Source organism: Mycolicibacterium vaccae NBRC 14118 = CIP 105934 (assembly GCF_001552715.1).
GTDB classification, from domain to species: domain Bacteria; phylum Actinomycetota; class Actinomycetes; order Mycobacteriales; family Mycobacteriaceae; genus Mycobacterium; species Mycobacterium vaccae.
In genome coordinates this window covers 26453-43911 of sequence record NZ_BCRS01000005.1, presented here as the reverse complement: position 1 = coordinate 43911, position 17459 = coordinate 26453, and the positions used below count along the sequence as shown (strand labels likewise).

Genomic DNA, 17459 nt, shown 5'->3' with positions numbered 1-17459 from the left:
TCAGCCGATCTCGGCCCGCTCGGCGGCCACGCCGAGGACGACCGCGCGGATCTGCCGCGCGATGTCGTCCCGGCTGAGTTCCTCGGTCGAATCGTTGGCGAACGCGAACACCAGCCCGCCGAGATAGGTCAGCACCACCGAGGCCTGCTCGTCGAGCAGGTCGCGGTCCAGCATGGCGCCCCGGTCGTTCTGCATCGCGATGACCAGGCGCTCCACCAGCGCGCGGTAGCTGTCGGAGACCTGCCGGAAGCCGGCGGCGAGCTCGGCGTCGACCCGCGCCAGCATGGTCAGCTCCAACCGCGCCCTGGTGCGCGACGTCTGGGGTTCCCGGCGGATCCGCAGGACCTGTTCGGCGAGCACCTTCAACAGCACGTCGCCGGCGCTGTTGGGCGCGTCCTTGAACGCCTCGGAGAACGCGTGCGCGTCATACCGGACCAGCTGGTCGGCGACGCCCTGCAGCAACGCCGCGCGGGTCCGGTAATAGAAGGACGTGGTGCCGTCCGGCACGCCGGCGCGCCGGTCGACCTTGAGGTGACTCAGTCCGCGGGGGCCTTCCTCGGCCAACAACGCGATGGCGGCGTCACAGAGTTGGTGACGACGCTCGGCGGCGTTGTGCTTACGGCGAGTGTCAACATAGGCGATCTTACGGGGACGCCTGATTTGCCGAGCAAAACTCCCGCGCCGGAGAGTCACCCCCGTGCCGAAACCGCATTCCACGCGGCATTTTCGGCGTTTCGGCCGCGTGGAATGCGATTTCGGCGGGCTGTTGGTCAACGGTATTTGGCGACGTACTCGGTCATGGTCTTGAGTTGGAAGCGCGACACCTCGTGGGCGTGCTCGTCCTCGCCGAACACGCTGGACACCATCACGGTGTCCTCGCGGTCGTAGAAGCCGAGTTTGCCCAAGCCGCCGAAGAACCCGTCCCAGTCGACGTCCCCGTCGCCGATCTTGAGATGCTGGTGCACCCGGACCGGATTGCCCGGCGGGTTCGTGATGTAGCGCAACCCGTGCGAGCGGTGGTGATCCATCGAATCGGCGACATGCACCAACCGCAGGGTGTCCCCCGCGGCGGCCATGATCTCCGACATGTCCGAGCCCATATGGAAGGTGTGGCACGCGACGTAGACGAACCCGATGTTCGGTGAGTTCACCCCGCGGATGATGCGCAGCGCCTCCAGTCCGTCCTCGACGAAATCGTCTGGGTGCGGGTCGATCCGCACGTCGATACCCTCCCGCTCGAAGAGCGGGACCAACTCCTCCATCGATCGGAAGAACGCCCGCTCCGACTCCTCGGCCTGCTCCGGGCGGCCGGAGAACTCGGTGTTGATCACGTTGACCCCCAGATCCACGGTGATCTGCACAACCCGCCTCCAGTTGCGCACCGCGGCCTCGCGGGCGTCCTCGTCGGGTCCCGACCAGCGCAACACCGGCAGCACCGACGCGATCCCGACCCCGGCGTCCTCACACGCCTTGCGGAACCGGGCCACCAACGCGTCGTCGGCGCGGGGATGGTTGTAGAACGGGATGAAATCCCGATGCGGAGTCAACTGCAGATACTCATAGCCCAATTCGGCTACCAGTGCCGGCAATTCGAGCAGCGGGTGGTCGTGGTGGAACGGTGTCGGATCAAGCGCGATCTTCATCAGCTCAGGCTCCCGGGATCGAGGCGCGGTCGACCAGGGAGACCGCGACGGGTTGACCGGACTGCAACGCCTGGACGCCGGCTTCGCACACCGCGGAGGCGGCGTAGCCGTCCCATGCACCGGGCCCATCGGTGTAGTCGCCGGTTTCGGCACCCCTGCGGACCGCGTCGACCCACCGCTGGACCTCGGCGTCGTAGGCCCGGCCGAACCGCTCCTTGAAGCTGGGGGTGCTGGTGCCGCCCCAGATACCGGGGGCGGCCTTACGCACCAGCCCGACGTCGAGACCGATCATCGCGCTGCCCTTTTCGGCGACGAGCTCGGTGCGCACCTCGTAGGCCACGCCGGTGGTGACGAACAGCTCGACGTCGACGTGACGGCCGCTCGCGGTCTTCATGATCGCGATCTGCGGATCGGAGAGCCCCTCGGGGGCCAGTGAATTCGGCGTCGGCGTGACGATCTGAATGTCGGTGATCTCTTCGCCGAACAGGAAGCGGGTCACGTCGACCTCGTGGACCAGCGAGTCCCGCACCGTCATCGCCGAATCGAAGTGCGCGGGCACCACCGGGTTGCGGTGCACGCAGTGCAGCACGAGCGGATTACCCAGCTCACCGCCGTCGATCAGCGACTTCAGCTGCACGTACTCGTCGTCGAAGCGGCGCATGAAACCGACCTGGATCAACCGGATCCCGGTCTCGGCCTCCCGGCGGACCACCTCCAGCGAGGTCTCGACGTCGGTGGTCAGCGGTTTCTCGCACAGCACGGGCTTGCGCTGCTCCAGGCAGGCCAGCAGCTGCTTCTCGTGCGTGGGGCCCGGTGTCGCGAGCAGCACGGCGTCGACATCCGGATCGGCGATCGCGTCCAGCGGGTCGGCGACAGCCCGGCAGCCGGGGATGCCGGCCGCGAGCTCTTCGGCTTTCTCGGTGACGTAGTCGTTGAGCACGGCGACGCGGGCGCCGGAGATGCGGGAGGTCAGACGCGCGACGTGATCGGCGCCCATCAGGCCGACCCCGAGGACGGCTACACGAATGTCAGACATGGGTCTCTCTACTTGAACGTGACGGATGGGATGCCACACGACCCGAGGTAGCTCCGGGTGCGCTTGGCGATGGGCAGCGGTGCCTCGACCTCGCAGGGATACATGTCCTGCTCGACGATCGCGAACACGTCAATGCCGAGCTTGTCGATCTCGGCGAGAAGCGGTGGCATGTCCGGGATTCCCAGCGGCGGCTCGGTCATCGCGCCGAGCTTGACGGCCTCGCCGAACGGCAGGTCCTCGGCTTCGACCTTGGCGCGCACCTCGGGGTCGACCTGCTTGAGATGCAGGTACCCGATGCGTTCCGGTGCGCGGCGGATGATCGCGATGTTGTCACCGCCGCAGTAGGAGATGTGCCCGGTGTCCAGGCACAGGTTCACATACCGGCCGTCGGTGCCGTCGAGGAAGCGGTAGACGTTGTCCTCGGTGTCGACGTGCGAGTCGGCGTGCGGATGGTATTGCGCACGCACCCCGTAGGTTTCGTACATCGCCTTACCGAGCTCGTTCATCCCGCCGGTCTTCTTCGCCCACTGCTGTTCGGTGAGGTTGCGGTCTTCGAGGACCTCTCCGGTGGCCGGATCCCGCCACATCTCCGGGATCACCACGACGTGCTTCCCGCCGACCGCCGCGGTCAGCTTCGCGACGTCCTCGATCTGCTTCCAGACTGAGTTCCAGTTTTCGTCCGCAGGAGCGCCGTCCCGGTGCAGATGCTCGAAAACCGTTCCCGCCGAGAGCTTCAGTCCTCGCGCGGCGAGCTCGTCGGAGAGCTTGCCCGGATCGGTGGGCAGGTAGCCGTACGGGCCGAGCTCGATCCACTCGTAGCCGGACTCGGCGACCTCGTCGAGGAACCGCGTGTAGGGCGTCTGCTGCGGATCGTCGGGAAACCAGACTCCCCACGAATCCGGCGCGGAGCCGACGCGGATGGTGCTCATACAGGTGTCCTTTCCATGGTCGATGCCGAGATGCCCTCGGTTTCCAGACGTTCCTCGAGTTCTTCGAGGGTGGTGCCCTTGGTCTCGGGCACCAGGCGGTGCACGAAGATCCAGGAGCCGATGTTCACCAGGACGAACAATGCGAACGTGCCGGTGGACCCCAGTGCGTTGTTCAACAGCGGGAACAGGAACGAGATGACCGCGTTGGTGCACCACAGCACGAACACCGCGATGCCCATCGCGAACCCGCGCACCGACAGCGGGAAGATCTCCGAGAGCAGCAGCCACACACAGGTTCCGATGAACATCTGCACGAACCCGACGAAAAGCACCATGCACCCGAGAATCACGTAGCTGCGGGTGGTGTTCTCCGGCAACAGGAACGCCGCCGCCAACGCGGCCTGCGAGGCCGCCACCCCGGCGAAGCCGATCTGCAGCATCGTGCGCCGTCCGATGTAGCCGAGCAGGATGATGCCGATGATCGTGGTGACCACCGACGTGACACCGACCGCGATGGTCGCGACCAGCGCGGCGCTGACCCCGAGACCGCTCTGCTCCAGAATGGTCGGGGCGTAGTAGTTCACGGTGTTGATGCCGGTCGCCTGCTGCACGATGGCCAGCCCGCACCCGACCAGCACCACCCGCCGGATCCACGGCACGTCGCGGATCACCGAGAACGGGGTGCTGGTGCTCTTGAGCATGTGGCTGGTGTGGTCCACCACGATCGCGTACTCGGCCTCGGCCTCGCCAGGAGAGCGGCTGAGCCGCAACACGTTTCGGGCTTCGGACAGGCGGCCCTGCAGGGCGTACCAGCGCGGCGAGTCGGGCAACGCGAGCATGCCGACCAGCAGCGCGATCGCGGGGACCGTCGCGACGGCCAGCATGGTCCGCCACACGTGCGGGTCCTGGATGAGGTGATCGAGCAGCGCGTTGGTGGCGAAGGCGAGCATCTGGCCGGTGACGATCATCAGCTCGTTGATGGTGACCATGCGCCCCCGCCGGTCGGCCGGCGCCATCTCGGCCAGGTAGAGCGGGCACGTCACGGCGGCCGCGCCGACGCCCAGCCCCAGCACGATGCGCGCCGCGACCATGATCTGCACGTTGGGTGCCAGCGCACAGCCGAGCGCCCCGATCAGGAACAGGCCCGCACAGATCAGCAGCGTGCGCTTGCGCCCGAGGCGGTCGGCGACCCGACCGCCGAACAGCGCACCGAACGCCGCGCCGGGGAACAGCAGCGAGCTGACCACGGTCGCCTCGCCGAACGCCGAGAGTGCCAGGTCGTCCTTCATGTACAGCAGGGCACCGGAGATGACCCCGGTGTCGTAGCCGAACAGGAGGCCGCCGAGGGTGGCGATGACAGTGAGCTTCGTCAGGAAGCGGCCCGGGTTGTCGGACGTCATGGGTTTATCGGACGGCGTGGGTTTGTCAGGCGTAGATGGAATAGACACCGGGAACCTCGCTTCGGCTACTAACGCGCGTTAGTAACGCGCGTAAGGACTACTATGAACCCGACTCACATATGTGTCAACCGTCACTCACCGAGAGGAACGAGGCTGTGACCACCCCGCGCCGGCGTCGCCCCACCATGGCCGACGTCGCCGAACGCGCCGGGGTGTCGCGGACGCTGGTGTCGTTCATCCTCGACGGAAAGCCCGGCGCCAGCGACGAGACGCGGCAGCGCGTCCTGGCGATCGCCGACGAGATCGGTTACCGGCCGGACTCCGCGGCCCGCCTGCTCGCCCAGGGCCGCAGCCGCACCCTCGGCGTCATGAGCGACATCCGGCAGCTCTTCGAGGCCGAACTGATCACCCACATCTATCCGGCCGCCGAGAAACTCGGTTACGAGGTTCTGCTGTCGGCGAACCTGCCCGGGCGGACCGAACCGACCGTCGTCGAGTCACTACTCAGCCACCGGTGCGGCGCGCTGATCCTGCTCGGACCGAAGGCCGGCCAGGACTTCTTCGACGAGCTCGCCTCCCGGGTGCCGGTGGTGGTGGCCTGCAGGCGGCTGACCGGACTGAACGACGAGGTTCCGCTGGCGACCGTCCGGACCGACGACGCCAAGGGCATCCGGCAGGCCGTCGACTACCTGGTCGACCTGGGACACCACCACATTCACCACGTCAGTGGCGGCACGGACCCCGGCTCGGACGACCGGCAGGAAGCCTATTGCCGCGCGATGCGCGCCCACGGCCTGGCCGGCGAGTCCGTGGTGATCCCCGGCGCCCACAACGAGGAAGCCGGTGCCGAAGCGGCACGCACGATGCTGGCGGCACCGACGCTGCCGACGGCCGTGCTGGCAGGTAACGACCGCTGCGCGCTCGGGATCCTCGACGTCTTCACCCGCGCCGGTGTCGACGTGCCGGGCCGCGTGTCCCTGATGGGGTTCGACGACAGCCGACTGTCGGAGAACCCCCGCATCGACCTGACCACCATCCATCAGGACGCCGGCGAGATCGCCCGCCGCTCGGTGGAGTTGGCGGTCTCGATGCTCGTCGAGGGGCCGTCTCGGGCCACGGACGTGGTCCTCGAGCCGCAGCTGATCGTGCGCGGCACCACCGCGGAGCCCCCGCGCTGACTGCGCCACCGTACCCCCGCCCGTCACCGGTTTGTCACGAACGAGCTTGACCGCCAATCGCTGCTGCGACAATCAAGGGATGAGCGGCGGCGAACGGCCCAGTCTGCGGGAACGCAAGAAGACGCGCACCCGCGAGACCGTGCGCCGGGAGGCGTTCCGGTTGTTCGAGCAGCGCGGCTACGCACAGACCACCGTCGAGCAGATCGCCGATGCCGCCGACGTCTCGCCGCGCACGTTCTTCCGGTACTTCCCCACCAAGGAGTCGGTGCTGTTCTCCGACGACCTGTTCACGCCGATCATCGACGCGTTCCTGGCCGCCCCCACGGGGCTCTCACCGGTGGCCGCGTACCGGCACGGCGCCGCCGAGGTGTTCGCGCGGATGGCCGGCCCGGATTTCGACTACATCATCGCCCGTCAGCGCCTCCTGTACTCCCTGCCCGAGGCCAAGGGCGCGCTGTGGAACGAGCACGTCAAAGCGATCCACCGGCTCACGGCCGCGATCGCGCAGCGGCTGAACCGGCCCGAGGACGACGTGCAGATGCGGGTCACCGCCGGGGCGATCATGGGCGTGTTCATGGCCGTGTCCGACGACGGGCCGATGTCGGGACAGGCCTTCCTCGACGCCCTCGACGTGCTGGACAAGGGCCTGCCGGACTGACCGGCCGAGCACGTTCCGGCTCATACTGTATGCGTTACAGTATGAGCACCCGCAGGCCGCGGGCGTGCGCGACCGGGGAGGTCACCGATGCCAGGATCCGCCGAGCAGTTCCGCGACGCGCCGATCTTCGACGCCGACCAGCACATGTACGAGACGGCCGAGGCGCTGACCAGACACCTCCCGGACCGGTTCTCCCGGGCGGTGCAGTACGCGAACTTCGGCCGCCACACCCGGATCGTGATCAACAACCGGGTGTCCGACTTCATCCCCAACCCCACCTTCGAGCGCGTCGCCGCCCCCGGCGCGCACGAGAAGTTCTTCGCCGGGCAGAACACCGAGGGCCTGACACTGCGGGAGATGCAGGGCCCGGCGATCGAAGCCCCGGCCGCCACCCGCAACCCCGCCGACCGTGTCGCCGAGCTGGACCGCCAAGGCGTGCGCGAGGCGCTCAACTATCCGACGCTGGCCAGCCTGATCGAACACGCCACCGCCGACGATCCCGAGCTCACGCTGGCCGTCATCCATGCCTTGAACCAGTGGATGCTCGAGCACTGGAGTTTCGACTATCAGGGCCGGGTGTTCTCCACTCCGATCATCAACCTCTCCGAGGTCGACGGCGCCCGACGCGAACTCGAGTACATCCTGGCCCACGGCGCCAAGGTGGCGCTGATCAAACCCGGACCGGTCCACGGCCTGCGCGGGTGGCGCTCCCCCGCGCTGCCCGAGTTCGACCCGTTCTGGCGCGACGTCGAAGCCGCCGGGCTGCCCATCGTGCTGCACGCCAGCTACCCGCCGCTCGACGACTACGTCAACAGGTGGGAACCGCCGCACACCCAGAACTTCATGGCGCAGAGCGCGTTTCGCTGGATGGTGCTGGGCCACCGGGAGATCGCCGACATGATCACCAGCCTGATCTGCCACGGCACCCTGACCCGCTTCCCGAAACTGCGCATCGCCAGCGTCGAGAACGGCAGCTCCTGGATCTTCCCGCTGTTCAACGACTTCGAAGAACTCGCCAAGAAGATGCCGCAGAACTTCCCCGAGCACCCGCTGGACGTGTTCCGCCGCAACATCTGGGTCAGCCCGTTCTGGGAGGGCTGCGTCTCCGACGTCGTCAACACCGTCGGCTGGGACAAGGTGCTCTTCGGCTCGGACTATCCGCACCCGGAGGGTCTGGCCGAACCCGCAGGGTTCTGGAAGTACGCCGAGGGCATGGACGTGCGGCGCACCTACGACTTCATGGGCGACAACGCCCGTCGCTTCATGGGCCTGCCGATCGCCAACCCGGACCCGCGGGCCGCCGAGCCGCCCGCGCTGACCTCCGCCTGAGCCGCCGACTGTGGGGGCTGTGCACGCCTGAACGCCAAAATGCGTGCACAACACCCACAGTCGGGGAGGTCGGGCGCGCCCCCCTAGACTTCCGTTCGATGACTGACCGTGCGGTGCACTTCGTCGGCGCCGGCCCCGGCGCCGCGGACCTGCTGACCGTCCGCGCGACCCGGCTGCTCGCCGACGCCGAGGTGGTCCTCTACCCGGGCACCTACCTCGACCCGGAGGTGCTGGCGCACTGCTCACCGGCCGCCGAGTTGGTCGACACCGAGCACCTCGACCTGGACCAGATCGTGGACCGGTTGGTCGGCGCGCACCGGGCCGGCAGGCGCGTGGTCCGGCTGGTCTCCGGGGATCCTTCGGTGTACTCGGCGGTGTCCGAACAGACCCGCAGGCTCGATGCGGCCGGGGTGACCTGGGACGTGACACCCGGGGTGCCCGCGTACGCGGCCGCCGCGGCCCGGGTCGGGCGCGAGCTGACCGTCCCGCTCGTCGCGCAGTCGGTGGTGCTGACCCGCACTCAACAGCGCTCCACCGCGATGCCCGAGACCGAGTCGCTCAAGGCCTTCGCCGCGACCCGGGCGACGCTCGTGCTGCACCTGGCCGTCACCCGGATCCGCGAGCTGATGGCCGAGATCGCCCCCGACTACGGGCCGGACTGCCCTGTGGTGGTGGTGTACCGGGCGTCGCAGCCGCAGGAGCTGGTCCTGCGCGGCACGGTCGCCGACATCGCCGACGCGGTGGAGTCGGCCGGCCTGCGCCAGGCCGCGGTGATCCTGGTGGGACGCGCGCTGGCCGGCCGGCCCGACCCCGAGGCCGGCGAGAGCCACCTGTACGACCCCGCACGGGACCGGCCGGGGCGGCACCGGTGAACGACCTGTACGACGTCATCAACCGCCGCCGGGACACCCGCCGCGAGTTCACCGGCGCACCGGTCGACGACGACGTGCTGCGCCGGGTGCTGCTCGCCGCGCATGCCGCGCCGTCGGTCGGCATGTCGCAGCCCTGGGACTTCGTCCTGGTCCGGTCGCCGCAGACCCTGCGCGCATTCCGCGACCACGTGGCCGCGGAGCGAGAGATCTTCGCCGCCGGGCTGTCCGGTGAGCGCGCCGAGACGTTCGACCGCATCAAGGTCGAGGGGATCTGCGAATCCGGGCTCGGCATCGTCGTCGGCTACGACCCGACCCGTGGGGGCCCACAGGTGCTGGGCCGGCACGCCATTCCGGACGCGGGTCTGTACTCGGTGGTCTGCGCGATCCAGAACCTGTGGCTGTCCGCGACCGCCGAAGGGCTCGGCGTCGGCTGGGTGTCGTTCTACCGCGAGGACTTCCTGCGCGACCTGCTGGGGATGCCCGGGCACGTGCGCCCGGTCGCGTGGCTGTGCGTCGGCCCCGTCGCCGATCTGCCCGACGTCCCCGACCTGGAACGCTTCGGCTGGCGGGCGCGGACCTCGCTGTCGGCGGTGCTGCACGGGGAACGCTACGGATCACCGGTCCACGGCTCGTTTGTGAGCCATGATGGGCCAGATGACCGCCCGTGAGATCCAAGTGACGTTCGACTGCGCCGACCCGGCCGCGATGGCCGAGTTCTGGGCAGCTGCCCTGGGTTACGCCGTGCAACCGCCGCCGCCCGGATTCGACTCGTGGGAGGCCGCGCTCACCGCGATGAACGTGCCGCCCGAACAGCACAACGACGCGTCGGCGGTGATCGACCCCGACGGCCGGGGCCCTCGGCTGTTCTTCCAGCGGGTCCCGGAGGGCAAGGCGGCCAAGAACCGCGTCCACCTCGACGTGCGCGCAGCCGACGGCCTTGAGGGCGACGAACGGATGGCGGCACTGGAACAGCGGTGCGCAGAGTTGGTCGCGGCGGGCGCCGCCCGCCTCGGTCGGCACGAGCCGGCCCCGCCGCTGCAGGGCGGCCACATCGTGATGGCCGATCCCGAGGGCAACGAGTTCTGCCTGGACTGACGTACACCGGGGCCGGCGGTCAGAGCGTGAGCACCCGGCCCGCGATCACCAGGTGCACTTCCTCGCACACCGCCGAGACCCGCTGGTTGGCGGTGCCGAGCAGATCGCGGAACAGCACCCCCGACCGGTGCGACGGCACGACGCCCAGGCCGACCTCGTTGGTCACGACCACCACGTCCCGGGCCGCGGCCAGCGCGTCGCACAGCGCCGAGACCCGGCCTTCGACCGCGGTGTGTATCTCACGGGAGTCGGCCTCCCACAGCTGATCTCGGTCGAGCAGGGCGGTGAGCCAGGTGCCGAGGCAGTCGACGAGGACGGCGCCGTCGGCCTCGCGCACCGCGGCGGCGACGTCGGCGGTCTCGACGGTCCGCCAGTGCGCGGGCCTGCGAGCCCGGTGCTGCGCGACGCGTGCGTCCCAGTCGGGGTCGCTGCCGTCGGCGGGACGGCCTGGGGCCAGATAGGTGACCAGGGGCGCCCGGCTCAGCAGTTGTTCTGCGTGACGGGACTTCCCGGAGCGCACGCCGCCGGTGACCAGGACCCTCACGTCGCACCCGCTGCCAGCGCACGCACCCAGGCCACGGCCTCGGTGAGGTCGTGCACGGTTGGCACCCCCGCGGCGCGGGGTGGGCGGCGCACCACGACCACGGGCATGCCGAGCTGTTCGGCGGCCGCCATCTTCGGCCAGGTGTGTTCTCCGCCGGAGTCTTTCGTGATCAGCACGTCGGCGCGGTGCTCCCGCATCAGCGTCAGCTCACCGGCCAGTTCGTAGGGGCCGCGGCTGGTCACCAGCTGCCAGCGGGCGGGCAGTTGCGCGTCGGGGGCCTGCACCACCCGGGCCAGCACCGCGTGCTCACGCAGATCCGGGACGAAGCGGTCGATCTCCTGGCGGCCGACCGTCAGGAACGGGCGGGCGCCCAGCCGGGCCGCGGTGGCCGCGGCGTCCTCGTGGGTGTCGACCCAGTGCCAGGTGTCGCGGCTGCGCGCACTCCAGCCCGGTCGTTCCAGCCGCAGCAGCGGGGCGCCGTCGGCGCGGCACGCCGCTGCTGCGTTGGCCGAGATGTTCTTCGCGAACGGGTGCGTGGCGTCGACGACGGCGTCGTACCCGTCGAGCACGGCGCGCAGTCCGTCGATCCCGCCGAAACCGCCGATGCGGACCTCCCCGACCGGGAGCCGGGGATGTGCGACCCGCCCGGCCAGCGAGGTGGTGACGTCGGCGCCGTCGGCGGTCAACAGTTCGGCCAACGCGCGGGCCTCGGATGTGCCGCCCAGCAACAGGATTCGCATCACGGCGCTCCGGGCGGCAGGAACGGCAGACCTTGCGGCGGGCCGCTGGCGGCGAGGTCGAGCAGCGCGTCGACGTCGAGGTGTTCTTCGATCAGGTCACCGAGCAGATCGAGGCGGTCTTCCCGGGCCTGCGGGAACGACACCCCCGAGGGCGGCACGCCGAGAGTCTCGGTCAGGAAGCGGGCGCGCAGCGCGTCGCCTTCGAACGCGCCGTGCCACATCGTGCCGAACACGTGCCGGCGGCGAGCACCGCCGGGGAACTCCTCGACCCCGGCCCCGCGGGTGATCCGGCCATGGTGGATCTCGTAGCCCGCCGCGGCCACACCGTCCCAGTGACCCTCGGGCAACCGCAGCGTCTTGTCCGCGACGAAGTTGGTCACCACGTCGAGCAGTCCCAGGCCCTCGGCCTCGGCGACGCCGCCCTCCACACCGTGCGGGTCGCGGATCTGCCTGCCCAGCATCTGGAAGCCCCCGCAGATCCCCAGCACCGGCTTACCGGCCGCGGCGTGGGCCAGCACCGCCCGGTCCAGACCACGGCTGCGCAGCCAGGCCAGGTCGGCGATCGTCGCGCGGGTCCCGGGCAGCACCACCAGGTCGGCATCGGCCAGAGCGCCGGGCTGTGAGGCGAACACCACGTCGAGACCGGGTTCCAGGCCGAGCGCGTCGACGTCGGTGAAGTTGCTGATCCGCGGGAACCGCACCACCGCGACCCGGGGAGCACCCGGGCGGGTGGAGCCGCGCCCCTGAAGTTCCAGTGCGTCTTCGGAATCCAGCCACACGTCGGGGTGCCACGGCACGGTGCCGAACACCCGGCGTCCGGTCAGCCGTTCCAGGTCGCGCAGACCGGGGTCGAGCAGTGCCTGATCGCCGCGGAACTTGTTCACCACGAACCCGGCGACCAACGCCTGGTCTTCGGGTGAGAGCAGCGCGACCGTCCCGAAGAACGCCGCGAACACCCCGCCGCGATCGATGTCGCCGACCACGACGGTCGGCAGACCGGCATGCCGGGCCAGCCCGAGGTTGACGTAATCGCCTGCGCGCAGGTTGATCTCGGTGGGACTGCCGGCGCCTTCGGCGATCACCACGTCGTAGCGCGCGGCCAGCTCGTCGTAGGCGGCGTGCGCGGCCTCGGCCAGCGCCCGGCGCCCCTCCAGCCAGTCCGACGACGACACCTGCCCCCACGGCAGGCCCATCAGCACGACGTGGCTACGGCGGTCGCTTCCCGGTTTGAGCAGCACCGGGTTCATCGCGGGCTCCGGGACGGCGCGGGCGGCCAGCGCCTGCACCCACTGGGCCCGGCCGATCTCGGCCCCGGTCCCGTCTGCGCCCGGGCACACCATCGAGTTGTTCGACATGTTCTGCGCCTTGTACGGGGCGACCTTGAGTCCCCGGCGTGCCAGCGCGCGGCACAGCCCCGTGGTCACCGCCGTCTTGCCCGCGTCGCTGGTCGTGCCCGCGATCAGCAGCCCGGTCACCGGGGCCGCCTGACCAGGAACACGTCCATCACCCAGCCGTCGCACTCGTCGGCGGCGGCGCGCGCCTGCGTGATCGCGGGCAGCACGTCGCCGAGCCGGCCGGAGACCAGACGTTCGCCGGCAGCGCCGAGATTGGCCGCCCACCAGATCGTCCAGTCGGCAAGCCCGTCGAAGTCCAGCCGCTCCGGCGGCGGGTTCAGCATCGCGACGATGTTGTCCATCCCCGCGGCCACCGCCTCCTGCAGCCGGCGGCCGGTGGTGATGTGCACCGGCCTGCCGACCTCGTGCAGCACGATGCGGTGCCGCGCCGCGAGCAACTGCGGCGCGCTGATGCCGGGCAGCACGTCGAAATCCAGCACGACCTGCGGACTCAGCAGGTCACGCATCTTCTCGACCACCCGGATCGTCGAGTCGTACAGCGACGGGTCGCCCCAGACCAGGAACGCGGCCGTCCCGCCGCGCTCCCTGAGCACCTGCGCATACGCGGCGGCGCGGGCATCGTGCCAGTCGCCGACCGCGGCTTCGTAGCCCCGGGTGTCCAGGCCCGCGGAGCGGTCGCGCGCCGGATCGGGCAGCGCGACCAGTTCGGCGCCGCCGTACCGGCCCAGGATCTCGCGGCGCAGCGCGAGCAGACGGTCGTCGCCGGACTTCTCGGCGGCGAGCACGTAGTCCACGGAGCGCAGCGCGTCGGCGACCTCCGGCGTGACGTGCTGGGGGCCCATGCCGACGCCGAGAATCCGGACCCTGACCGCGGCGTGCATACCGCGATTGTCCCTGCCCGCCGTCACCGCCCGGGGAGCAGCCCCGCCGCGGCCGCCTCCACCGCGGCGGTGACCTGTCCGACGGTGGCACTGTCGAGCTTCCAGCACTGCCAGTACAACGGCACATCCAGGTGCTGATCGGTGACCGGGACGAACGACGCGTCCACCAGCTGGACGGGGTACATGCCCCAGCCCAGCCCGGCGTGCACGGCCGCGCCGAAGCCCGCGGCGGTGGGCACGTAGTGGGTGGGACGGACGATGGATCGGCGAAACACCTTGCGCACCAACTGGTCCTGGAGCGCGTCGGAGCGGTTCCAGGCCAGCGACGGCGCCCGGGCGGCCGCCTCGCGGGTGAACCCGTCCGGTAGATACCTTCGCATGTAGGCCTTCGAGGCCACCGGCACGTAGCGCATCACCCCGAGCGGCTGGACGCGGCAACCGGCGACCGGGGTGCGCTCGGTGGTCACCGCGCCCATCACCACGCCTTCGCGCAGCAGCCGGGCGGAGTGGTCCTGGTCCTCGATGCGCACGTCGAACAGCACGTGCGGCAGCCGGGCGAACACCTCGGTGAACCAGGTCGCCATCGAATCGGCGTTGACCGCCATCGCGATTCGCGGCAGGTCGGTGCTGCCGCCGCGCATCTCGGCGAGCGCGTCGGCCTGCAGCAGCGCGGTCTGCGCCGCCAGCCGCAGCAGCGGGATCCCGGCAGGTGTTGCCACACAGGGCTTTTCCCTCAGCACCAACACCTGGCCGACCTGCTGTTCCAGGGCCTTGATCCGCTGGCTGATCGCCGACGGGGTGACGTGCAGGTGGGTCGCGGCCGCGTCGAAGCTGCCGAACTCGACGACCGCCGACAACGCGGCCAGCTGCGCGGTGTCGAGTTGGCCGGTCACACAAGAGATGCTAGCCACCGGCCAGGCGTCTTCTACGCTCTTCTCGTGGTGCCCCTGGACGAGCTGCTGCGGCGCAAGATGCTGATCATCTACCTCGCCATCATGGCGGTGCTCTACGCGCTGACGGTCTTCCAGGCGCTGGTGGTGGACACCGTTTCTTCAGACGTGCGCGGCGAGGTCGCCGCCGTGGCGCTGTCCGCGGTGGGCCTGCTGCTCGCGCTGCCCACCCCTGCGACCGGCCTGCGCTATGTCGGCGCGCTGACCTGCATGAGCGCCGCTCCGATCGTCGGCGTGCTGTTCCACCACCAGCTTGTCGCCCAGATCTGGTCGGTGGTGCCGCTGATGTTCGTGGCCATCTTCATCCGCACCTGGCACAGCGCCGCGACCACCCGGATCGCGGTGGCGGCGCTGACCGCCACCGCGGCCGCCGCGCTGCTGGTGGCGCCGGCCCCGATCGCGGTGATCTGGGTGCTGTTCTACGCACTGAGCGTGCTCGGTGCGGCCGAGGTGTTCGGGCTGGGCAACTCGGTGCTGCTCGACGCCGCTTTCCGGGACCCGTTGACGCTGATCTGGAATCGGGCCGGCCTCGGCCGCCAAGCCGGACGGCTGCTCAAGCAGGCCGACCGCCGGGGCCGGCAGATCGCCGTGGTGGTGTTCGACGTCGACGACTTCAAACGCGTCAACGACGAGCGTGGGCACGCCGTCGGCGACCAACTGCTCAGCGACCTGACCCGCGGATGGGTCGCCCGGATCCCCGCGGGCAGCGTCCTCGGCCGCATCGGGGGCGACGAGTTCGTCCTGATCGTCGCGGTCGACGACGCGGCGCAGGCGGGGGTGCTGGCGGCAGAGCTGACCGAAGGTCTCGCCGTCGACGTCACCCACGGCGTCGCGGTCGGCGCGCCGGACCCTCGCGCGCTCGACGGGCTGTTCGCCGTCGCCGATCGCGACCTCTACGACCGCAAGCGGGCGCGGCGGGCCGGCAACCGGTAGCTCAGTTCACCGCGGCCGAGGCGTTGATCACCGAACCGGACGACTGGTGGCCGGTCACCTTCTTGGCGACGAAGTCGGCGGCTTGGCGTGCCAGTCCGGTCTGCACGTACTGGCTGTGCGCCGGGCGGTCGTCGCCGGCCGAGCACACCGGATCCGCGCCGTTGCACAGATCGATCGTCTTCGCCCCGTAGAGCGGGCTGATCGCGGTCAGCGGGTTGCCTATCTTGGTCGACGGGTTGCCGAACACCGCGACGGCGGCCACATGGTCGGCGACCGGCGCCGGCATCGGGCGGCCGAATCCGAACGTGGCGTTGGGGTCTGCGGTGATCAGGTCGACCGCCGCCGCACCCTGCGAGTAACCGCCCACCACGATGGCGGTGCTGGGGCAGGCCGCGGCGGTGGCCTGGATGCGCGCGCTGGCGTCGTCGGCACCGACCGGGGTGGACTGCAGGAAGTCGTAGGACGCCGGGTAATTCACCGCGTAGACGTCGACGGTGCGGCCGCCCAGTTCGTCGCGCAGCGCGTCGACGAAGGCCTGACCCACGCGGCCGACCCCCGTGGGTTCGGCTGTGCCGCGGGCGAACACCACCTGGACATCGGGACAGGAGTCGGCAGCTTGCGCACTCGCGGCGCCGGGACCGATCAGGCCGGCGGCGAGCACTCCCCCGGCGCCTGCCATCACCAACGCGCGGCGGACGGACGTACCGGAGACGACGTGAGCGGTGGGACGGCGATCGGGCATTTCTGAAACTCCTCGGTCGTGGCCGCCCCGTTACGGCGACAACGTGTGAAAGGCCTGGACTGCTCCAGAAATTCCATCCGGCCCGGAGATCAGGTTAATTGGGGGATATCCCCCATCCGGTCATGCGGCTGTCGCGAGTCGCCGTTCGGACGCTAGGCCCCGACGCGTTGGCGTTCCACGTAGTTCTCCGCTGCGCGCGCGATGAACTGCTCGGTGGGCTTCGGGTGCCACCCCAGTTCGCGGGTCGCCTTGGCGTGACTGGCCGGTGAGGTGAACGCCAACAGGAAAGCGCTCTGCCTGCTGATCGGAACCTGCACCCGCAGCAGCGATCCCACCACGTCGGCCACGTGTGCGAAGCCGTAGACGACGGCCATCGGGACCCCGATCCTGGGCCGGCGGGCGCCGACGGCTTCGGCGGCGGTGGTGAGCAGTTCGCGGTGCGTCATGAACCGTTCCGAGACGATGTAGCGCTCACGCACGCGTCCGCGCAGCGATGCCCGCAGCATCGCGTCGGCCGCGTCGTCGATGCCGACCACCTCGGAACCGACCCCGCGCACGTAGAACGGCAGCTTGCCCAGCGCCGCGAGTTGGACGAACATGCCCTGGCGCGGCTGCCAGTCCGGCGGTCCGTACGGGTTCGACACGTTGACGACCACCGCGGGCACCCGGCCGTCGGCGGCGTAGGTCAGCACCAGTTGTTCGGCGGCGCGCCGGGACTCGATGTAGCTGCCCGCCCGGTCGGCCCAGTTGAACGGCGTGTCCTCGTCGACGGTCTGGCCGTCCGGGCCGACGGCGATCGTGCCGATCGTGCTCAGGAAGACGAATTTGTCCAGGTCCGCGCCGGTGGCGACGTCGAGCACCGTGCGCAGGCCCTCGACGTTGGTCGCGAACAGCGGCGCGGGGTCCTTGAGTTCGGCCCTGGTGTCGACGATGCAGTAGTAGACGACGTCACGGTCGGCCATCGCCGCGGCGGCCGTCGCGGGATCGAACGGGTCACCGTAGACCCGTTCGACGTCGAGGCCGTCGATTCCCTTGGTGGAACTGGACTTCCGCAGCAGCACCCGGACATCGGCGCCTGCCGCGGCGAGGTGGCGCACCACGCACGCCCCCACGTTGCCGCTGGCCCCCATCACCAGCGCCCGCTGCCCCGCCACGTTCACGTCGTCATCGCTCG

Annotated in this window: 19 protein-coding genes; 7 read left to right on the top strand and 12 right to left on the bottom strand. The window is 70.0% G+C overall.

The genetic code is table 11. From position 1 onward, the window contains the following. The 5 genes from MVA01S_RS01990 to MVA01S_RS01970 all read right to left on the bottom strand — a co-directional run bounded on the left by MVA01S_RS01990 (position 1) and on the right by MVA01S_RS01970 (position 5008). Entirely contained in the window at positions 1-564 is a 564-nt protein-coding gene (locus MVA01S_RS01990) for a TetR/AcrR family transcriptional regulator (RefSeq protein WP_237024317.1), read from the bottom strand. A 206-nt stretch (positions 565-770) separates the two neighbouring features. Next, the gene (locus MVA01S_RS01985) at positions 771-1643 is read right to left on the bottom strand and encodes a sugar phosphate isomerase/epimerase family protein (RefSeq protein ID WP_003933761.1); all 873 of its coding nucleotides are present in this window, start codon (positions 1641-1643) and stop codon (positions 771-773) included. Between the two features lie 4 nt (positions 1644-1647). Next, positions 1648-2679: a Gfo/Idh/MocA family protein gene (locus tag MVA01S_RS01980; RefSeq protein ID WP_040543151.1), complete on the bottom strand. Its 1032-nt coding sequence runs from the start codon at positions 2677-2679 to the stop codon at positions 1648-1650. Between the two features lie 8 nt (positions 2680-2687). Further along, positions 2688-3608 carry a sugar phosphate isomerase/epimerase family protein gene (locus MVA01S_RS01975; RefSeq protein ID WP_003933763.1) on the bottom strand — a complete coding sequence of 307 codons (921 nt, stop codon included), beginning with the start codon at positions 3606-3608 and terminating at the stop codon, positions 2688-2690. Then, positions 3605-5008 carry a sugar porter family MFS transporter gene (locus MVA01S_RS01970; protein ID WP_003933764.1) on the bottom strand — a complete coding sequence of 468 codons (1404 nt, stop codon included), beginning with the start codon at positions 5006-5008 and terminating at the stop codon, positions 3605-3607. The genes MVA01S_RS01975 and MVA01S_RS01970 overlap by 4 nt, the downstream gene beginning before the upstream one ends. A 155-nt stretch (positions 5009-5163) precedes the next feature. Here MVA01S_RS01970 and MVA01S_RS01965 point away from each other — a divergent pair, with 155 nt between their 5' ends. From MVA01S_RS01965 to MVA01S_RS01940, 6 genes are all read left to right on the top strand, one after another. Further along, positions 5164-6186, top strand: coding sequence for a LacI family DNA-binding transcriptional regulator (locus MVA01S_RS01965; protein ID WP_003933765.1), 1023 nt, complete (start codon positions 5164-5166; stop codon positions 6184-6186). Positions 6187-6265: 79 nt separating this feature from the next. After that, a complete protein-coding gene (locus tag MVA01S_RS01960; RefSeq protein WP_003933766.1) occupies positions 6266-6844 on the top strand; it encodes a TetR/AcrR family transcriptional regulator in 579 nt (192 codons plus the stop codon). Positions 6845-6931: 87 nt separating this feature from the next. Continuing rightward, positions 6932-8173: an amidohydrolase family protein gene (locus MVA01S_RS01955; protein ID WP_003933767.1), complete on the top strand. Its 1242-nt coding sequence runs from the start codon at positions 6932-6934 to the stop codon at positions 8171-8173. A gap of 98 nt (positions 8174-8271) precedes the next feature. Further along, a complete protein-coding gene (gene cobM / locus MVA01S_RS01950; RefSeq protein WP_040543152.1) occupies positions 8272-9045 on the top strand; it encodes a precorrin-4 C(11)-methyltransferase in 774 nt (257 codons plus the stop codon). Next, complete coding sequence (gene bluB / locus MVA01S_RS01945) at positions 9042-9713, top strand: 5,6-dimethylbenzimidazole synthase (protein ID WP_003933769.1); 672 nt, start codon at positions 9042-9044, stop codon at positions 9711-9713. The genes cobM and bluB overlap by 4 nt, the downstream gene beginning before the upstream one ends. Further along, a complete protein-coding gene (locus MVA01S_RS01940; RefSeq protein WP_157895646.1) occupies positions 9691-10140 on the top strand; it encodes a VOC family protein in 450 nt (149 codons plus the stop codon). Before bluB ends, MVA01S_RS01940 begins: the two co-directional genes overlap by 23 nt. 19 nt (positions 10141-10159) lie before the next feature. On the opposite strand, the gene MVA01S_RS01935 is transcribed toward MVA01S_RS01940, so the two are convergent. Genes MVA01S_RS01935 through MVA01S_RS01915 form a run of 5 tightly spaced genes read right to left on the bottom strand, consistent with a single transcriptional unit; the run spans position 10160 to position 14553 of the window. Next, entirely contained in the window at positions 10160-10684 is a 525-nt protein-coding gene (locus MVA01S_RS01935; RefSeq protein ID WP_003933676.1) for a bifunctional adenosylcobinamide kinase/adenosylcobinamide-phosphate guanylyltransferase, read from the bottom strand. Beyond that, a complete protein-coding gene (locus MVA01S_RS01930; protein ID WP_040543156.1) occupies positions 10681-11424 on the bottom strand; it encodes a cobalt-precorrin-6A reductase in 744 nt (247 codons plus the stop codon). Before MVA01S_RS01930 ends, MVA01S_RS01935 begins: the two co-directional genes overlap by 4 nt. Continuing rightward, a complete protein-coding gene (locus MVA01S_RS01925; protein WP_003933678.1) occupies positions 11424-12899 on the bottom strand; it encodes a cobyric acid synthase in 1476 nt (491 codons plus the stop codon). Before MVA01S_RS01925 ends, MVA01S_RS01930 begins: the two co-directional genes overlap by 1 nt. After that, on the bottom strand, positions 12896-13660 hold the full coding sequence (gene cobF, locus MVA01S_RS01920) for a precorrin-6A synthase (deacetylating) (RefSeq protein ID WP_003933679.1): 765 nt from the start codon (positions 13658-13660) through the stop codon (positions 12896-12898). The genes MVA01S_RS01925 and cobF overlap by 4 nt, the downstream gene beginning before the upstream one ends. Before the next feature lie 23 nt (positions 13661-13683). Next, positions 13684-14553, bottom strand: a complete 870-nt coding sequence (locus MVA01S_RS01915) for a LysR family transcriptional regulator ArgP (RefSeq protein WP_003933680.1) — start codon at positions 14551-14553, stop codon at positions 13684-13686. 45 nt (positions 14554-14598) lie between these two features. On the opposite strand from MVA01S_RS01915, the gene MVA01S_RS01910 reads away from it, so the two are divergent. Then, the gene (locus tag MVA01S_RS01910) at positions 14599-15543 is read left to right on the top strand and encodes a GGDEF domain-containing protein (RefSeq protein ID WP_003933681.1); all 945 of its coding nucleotides are present in this window, start codon (positions 14599-14601) and stop codon (positions 15541-15543) included. A gap of 1 nt (position 15544) precedes the next feature. Here MVA01S_RS01910 and MVA01S_RS01905 read toward each other — a convergent pair whose 3' ends face one another. Together MVA01S_RS01905 and MVA01S_RS01900 are read right to left on the bottom strand one after the other, a co-directional pair. Continuing rightward, complete coding sequence (locus MVA01S_RS01905) at positions 15545-16285, bottom strand: cutinase family protein (protein ID WP_003933682.1); 741 nt, start codon at positions 16283-16285, stop codon at positions 15545-15547. A gap of 152 nt (positions 16286-16437) precedes the next feature. Further along, a complete protein-coding gene (locus MVA01S_RS01900) occupies positions 16438-17415 on the bottom strand; it encodes an NAD-dependent epimerase/dehydratase family protein (protein ID WP_051015399.1) in 978 nt (325 codons plus the stop codon). Positions 17416-17459: the final 44 nt, after the last annotated feature.

Excerpts from the sequence above, each read along its gene's own strand:
- MVA01S_RS01940 (WP_157895646.1), top strand. The coding sequence starts at position 9,691 with ATGGGCCAGATGACCGCCCGTGAGATCCAAGTGACGTTCGACTGCGCC.
- MVA01S_RS01980 (WP_040543151.1), bottom strand. The coding sequence starts at position 2,679 with ATGTCTGACATTCGTGTAGCCGTCCTCGGGGTCGGCCTGATGGGCGCC.
- MVA01S_RS01985 (WP_003933761.1), bottom strand. The coding sequence starts at position 1,643 with ATGAAGATCGCGCTTGATCCGACACCGTTCCACCACGACCACCCGCTG.
- MVA01S_RS01970 (WP_003933764.1), bottom strand. The coding sequence starts at position 5,008 with ATGACGTCCGACAACCCGGGCCGCTTCCTGACGAAGCTCACTGTCATC.
- MVA01S_RS01900 (WP_051015399.1), bottom strand. The coding sequence starts at position 17,415 with ATGGGGGCCAGCGGCAACGTGGGGGCGTGCGTGGTGCGCCACCTCGCC.
- MVA01S_RS01975 (WP_003933763.1), bottom strand. The coding sequence starts at position 3,608 with ATGAGCACCATCCGCGTCGGCTCCGCGCCGGATTCGTGGGGAGTCTGG.
- MVA01S_RS01955 (WP_003933767.1), top strand. The coding sequence starts at position 6,932 with ATGCCAGGATCCGCCGAGCAGTTCCGCGACGCGCCGATCTTCGACGCC.
- MVA01S_RS01960 (WP_003933766.1), top strand. The coding sequence starts at position 6,266 with ATGAGCGGCGGCGAACGGCCCAGTCTGCGGGAACGCAAGAAGACGCGC.
- cobM (WP_040543152.1), top strand. The coding sequence starts at position 8,272 with ATGACTGACCGTGCGGTGCACTTCGTCGGCGCCGGCCCCGGCGCCGCG.
- cobF (WP_003933679.1), bottom strand. The coding sequence starts at position 13,660 with ATGCACGCCGCGGTCAGGGTCCGGATTCTCGGCGTCGGCATGGGCCCC.
- MVA01S_RS01930 (WP_040543156.1), bottom strand. The coding sequence starts at position 11,424 with ATGCGAATCCTGTTGCTGGGCGGCACATCCGAGGCCCGCGCGTTGGCC.
- MVA01S_RS01905 (WP_003933682.1), bottom strand. The coding sequence starts at position 16,285 with ATGCCCGATCGCCGTCCCACCGCTCACGTCGTCTCCGGTACGTCCGTC.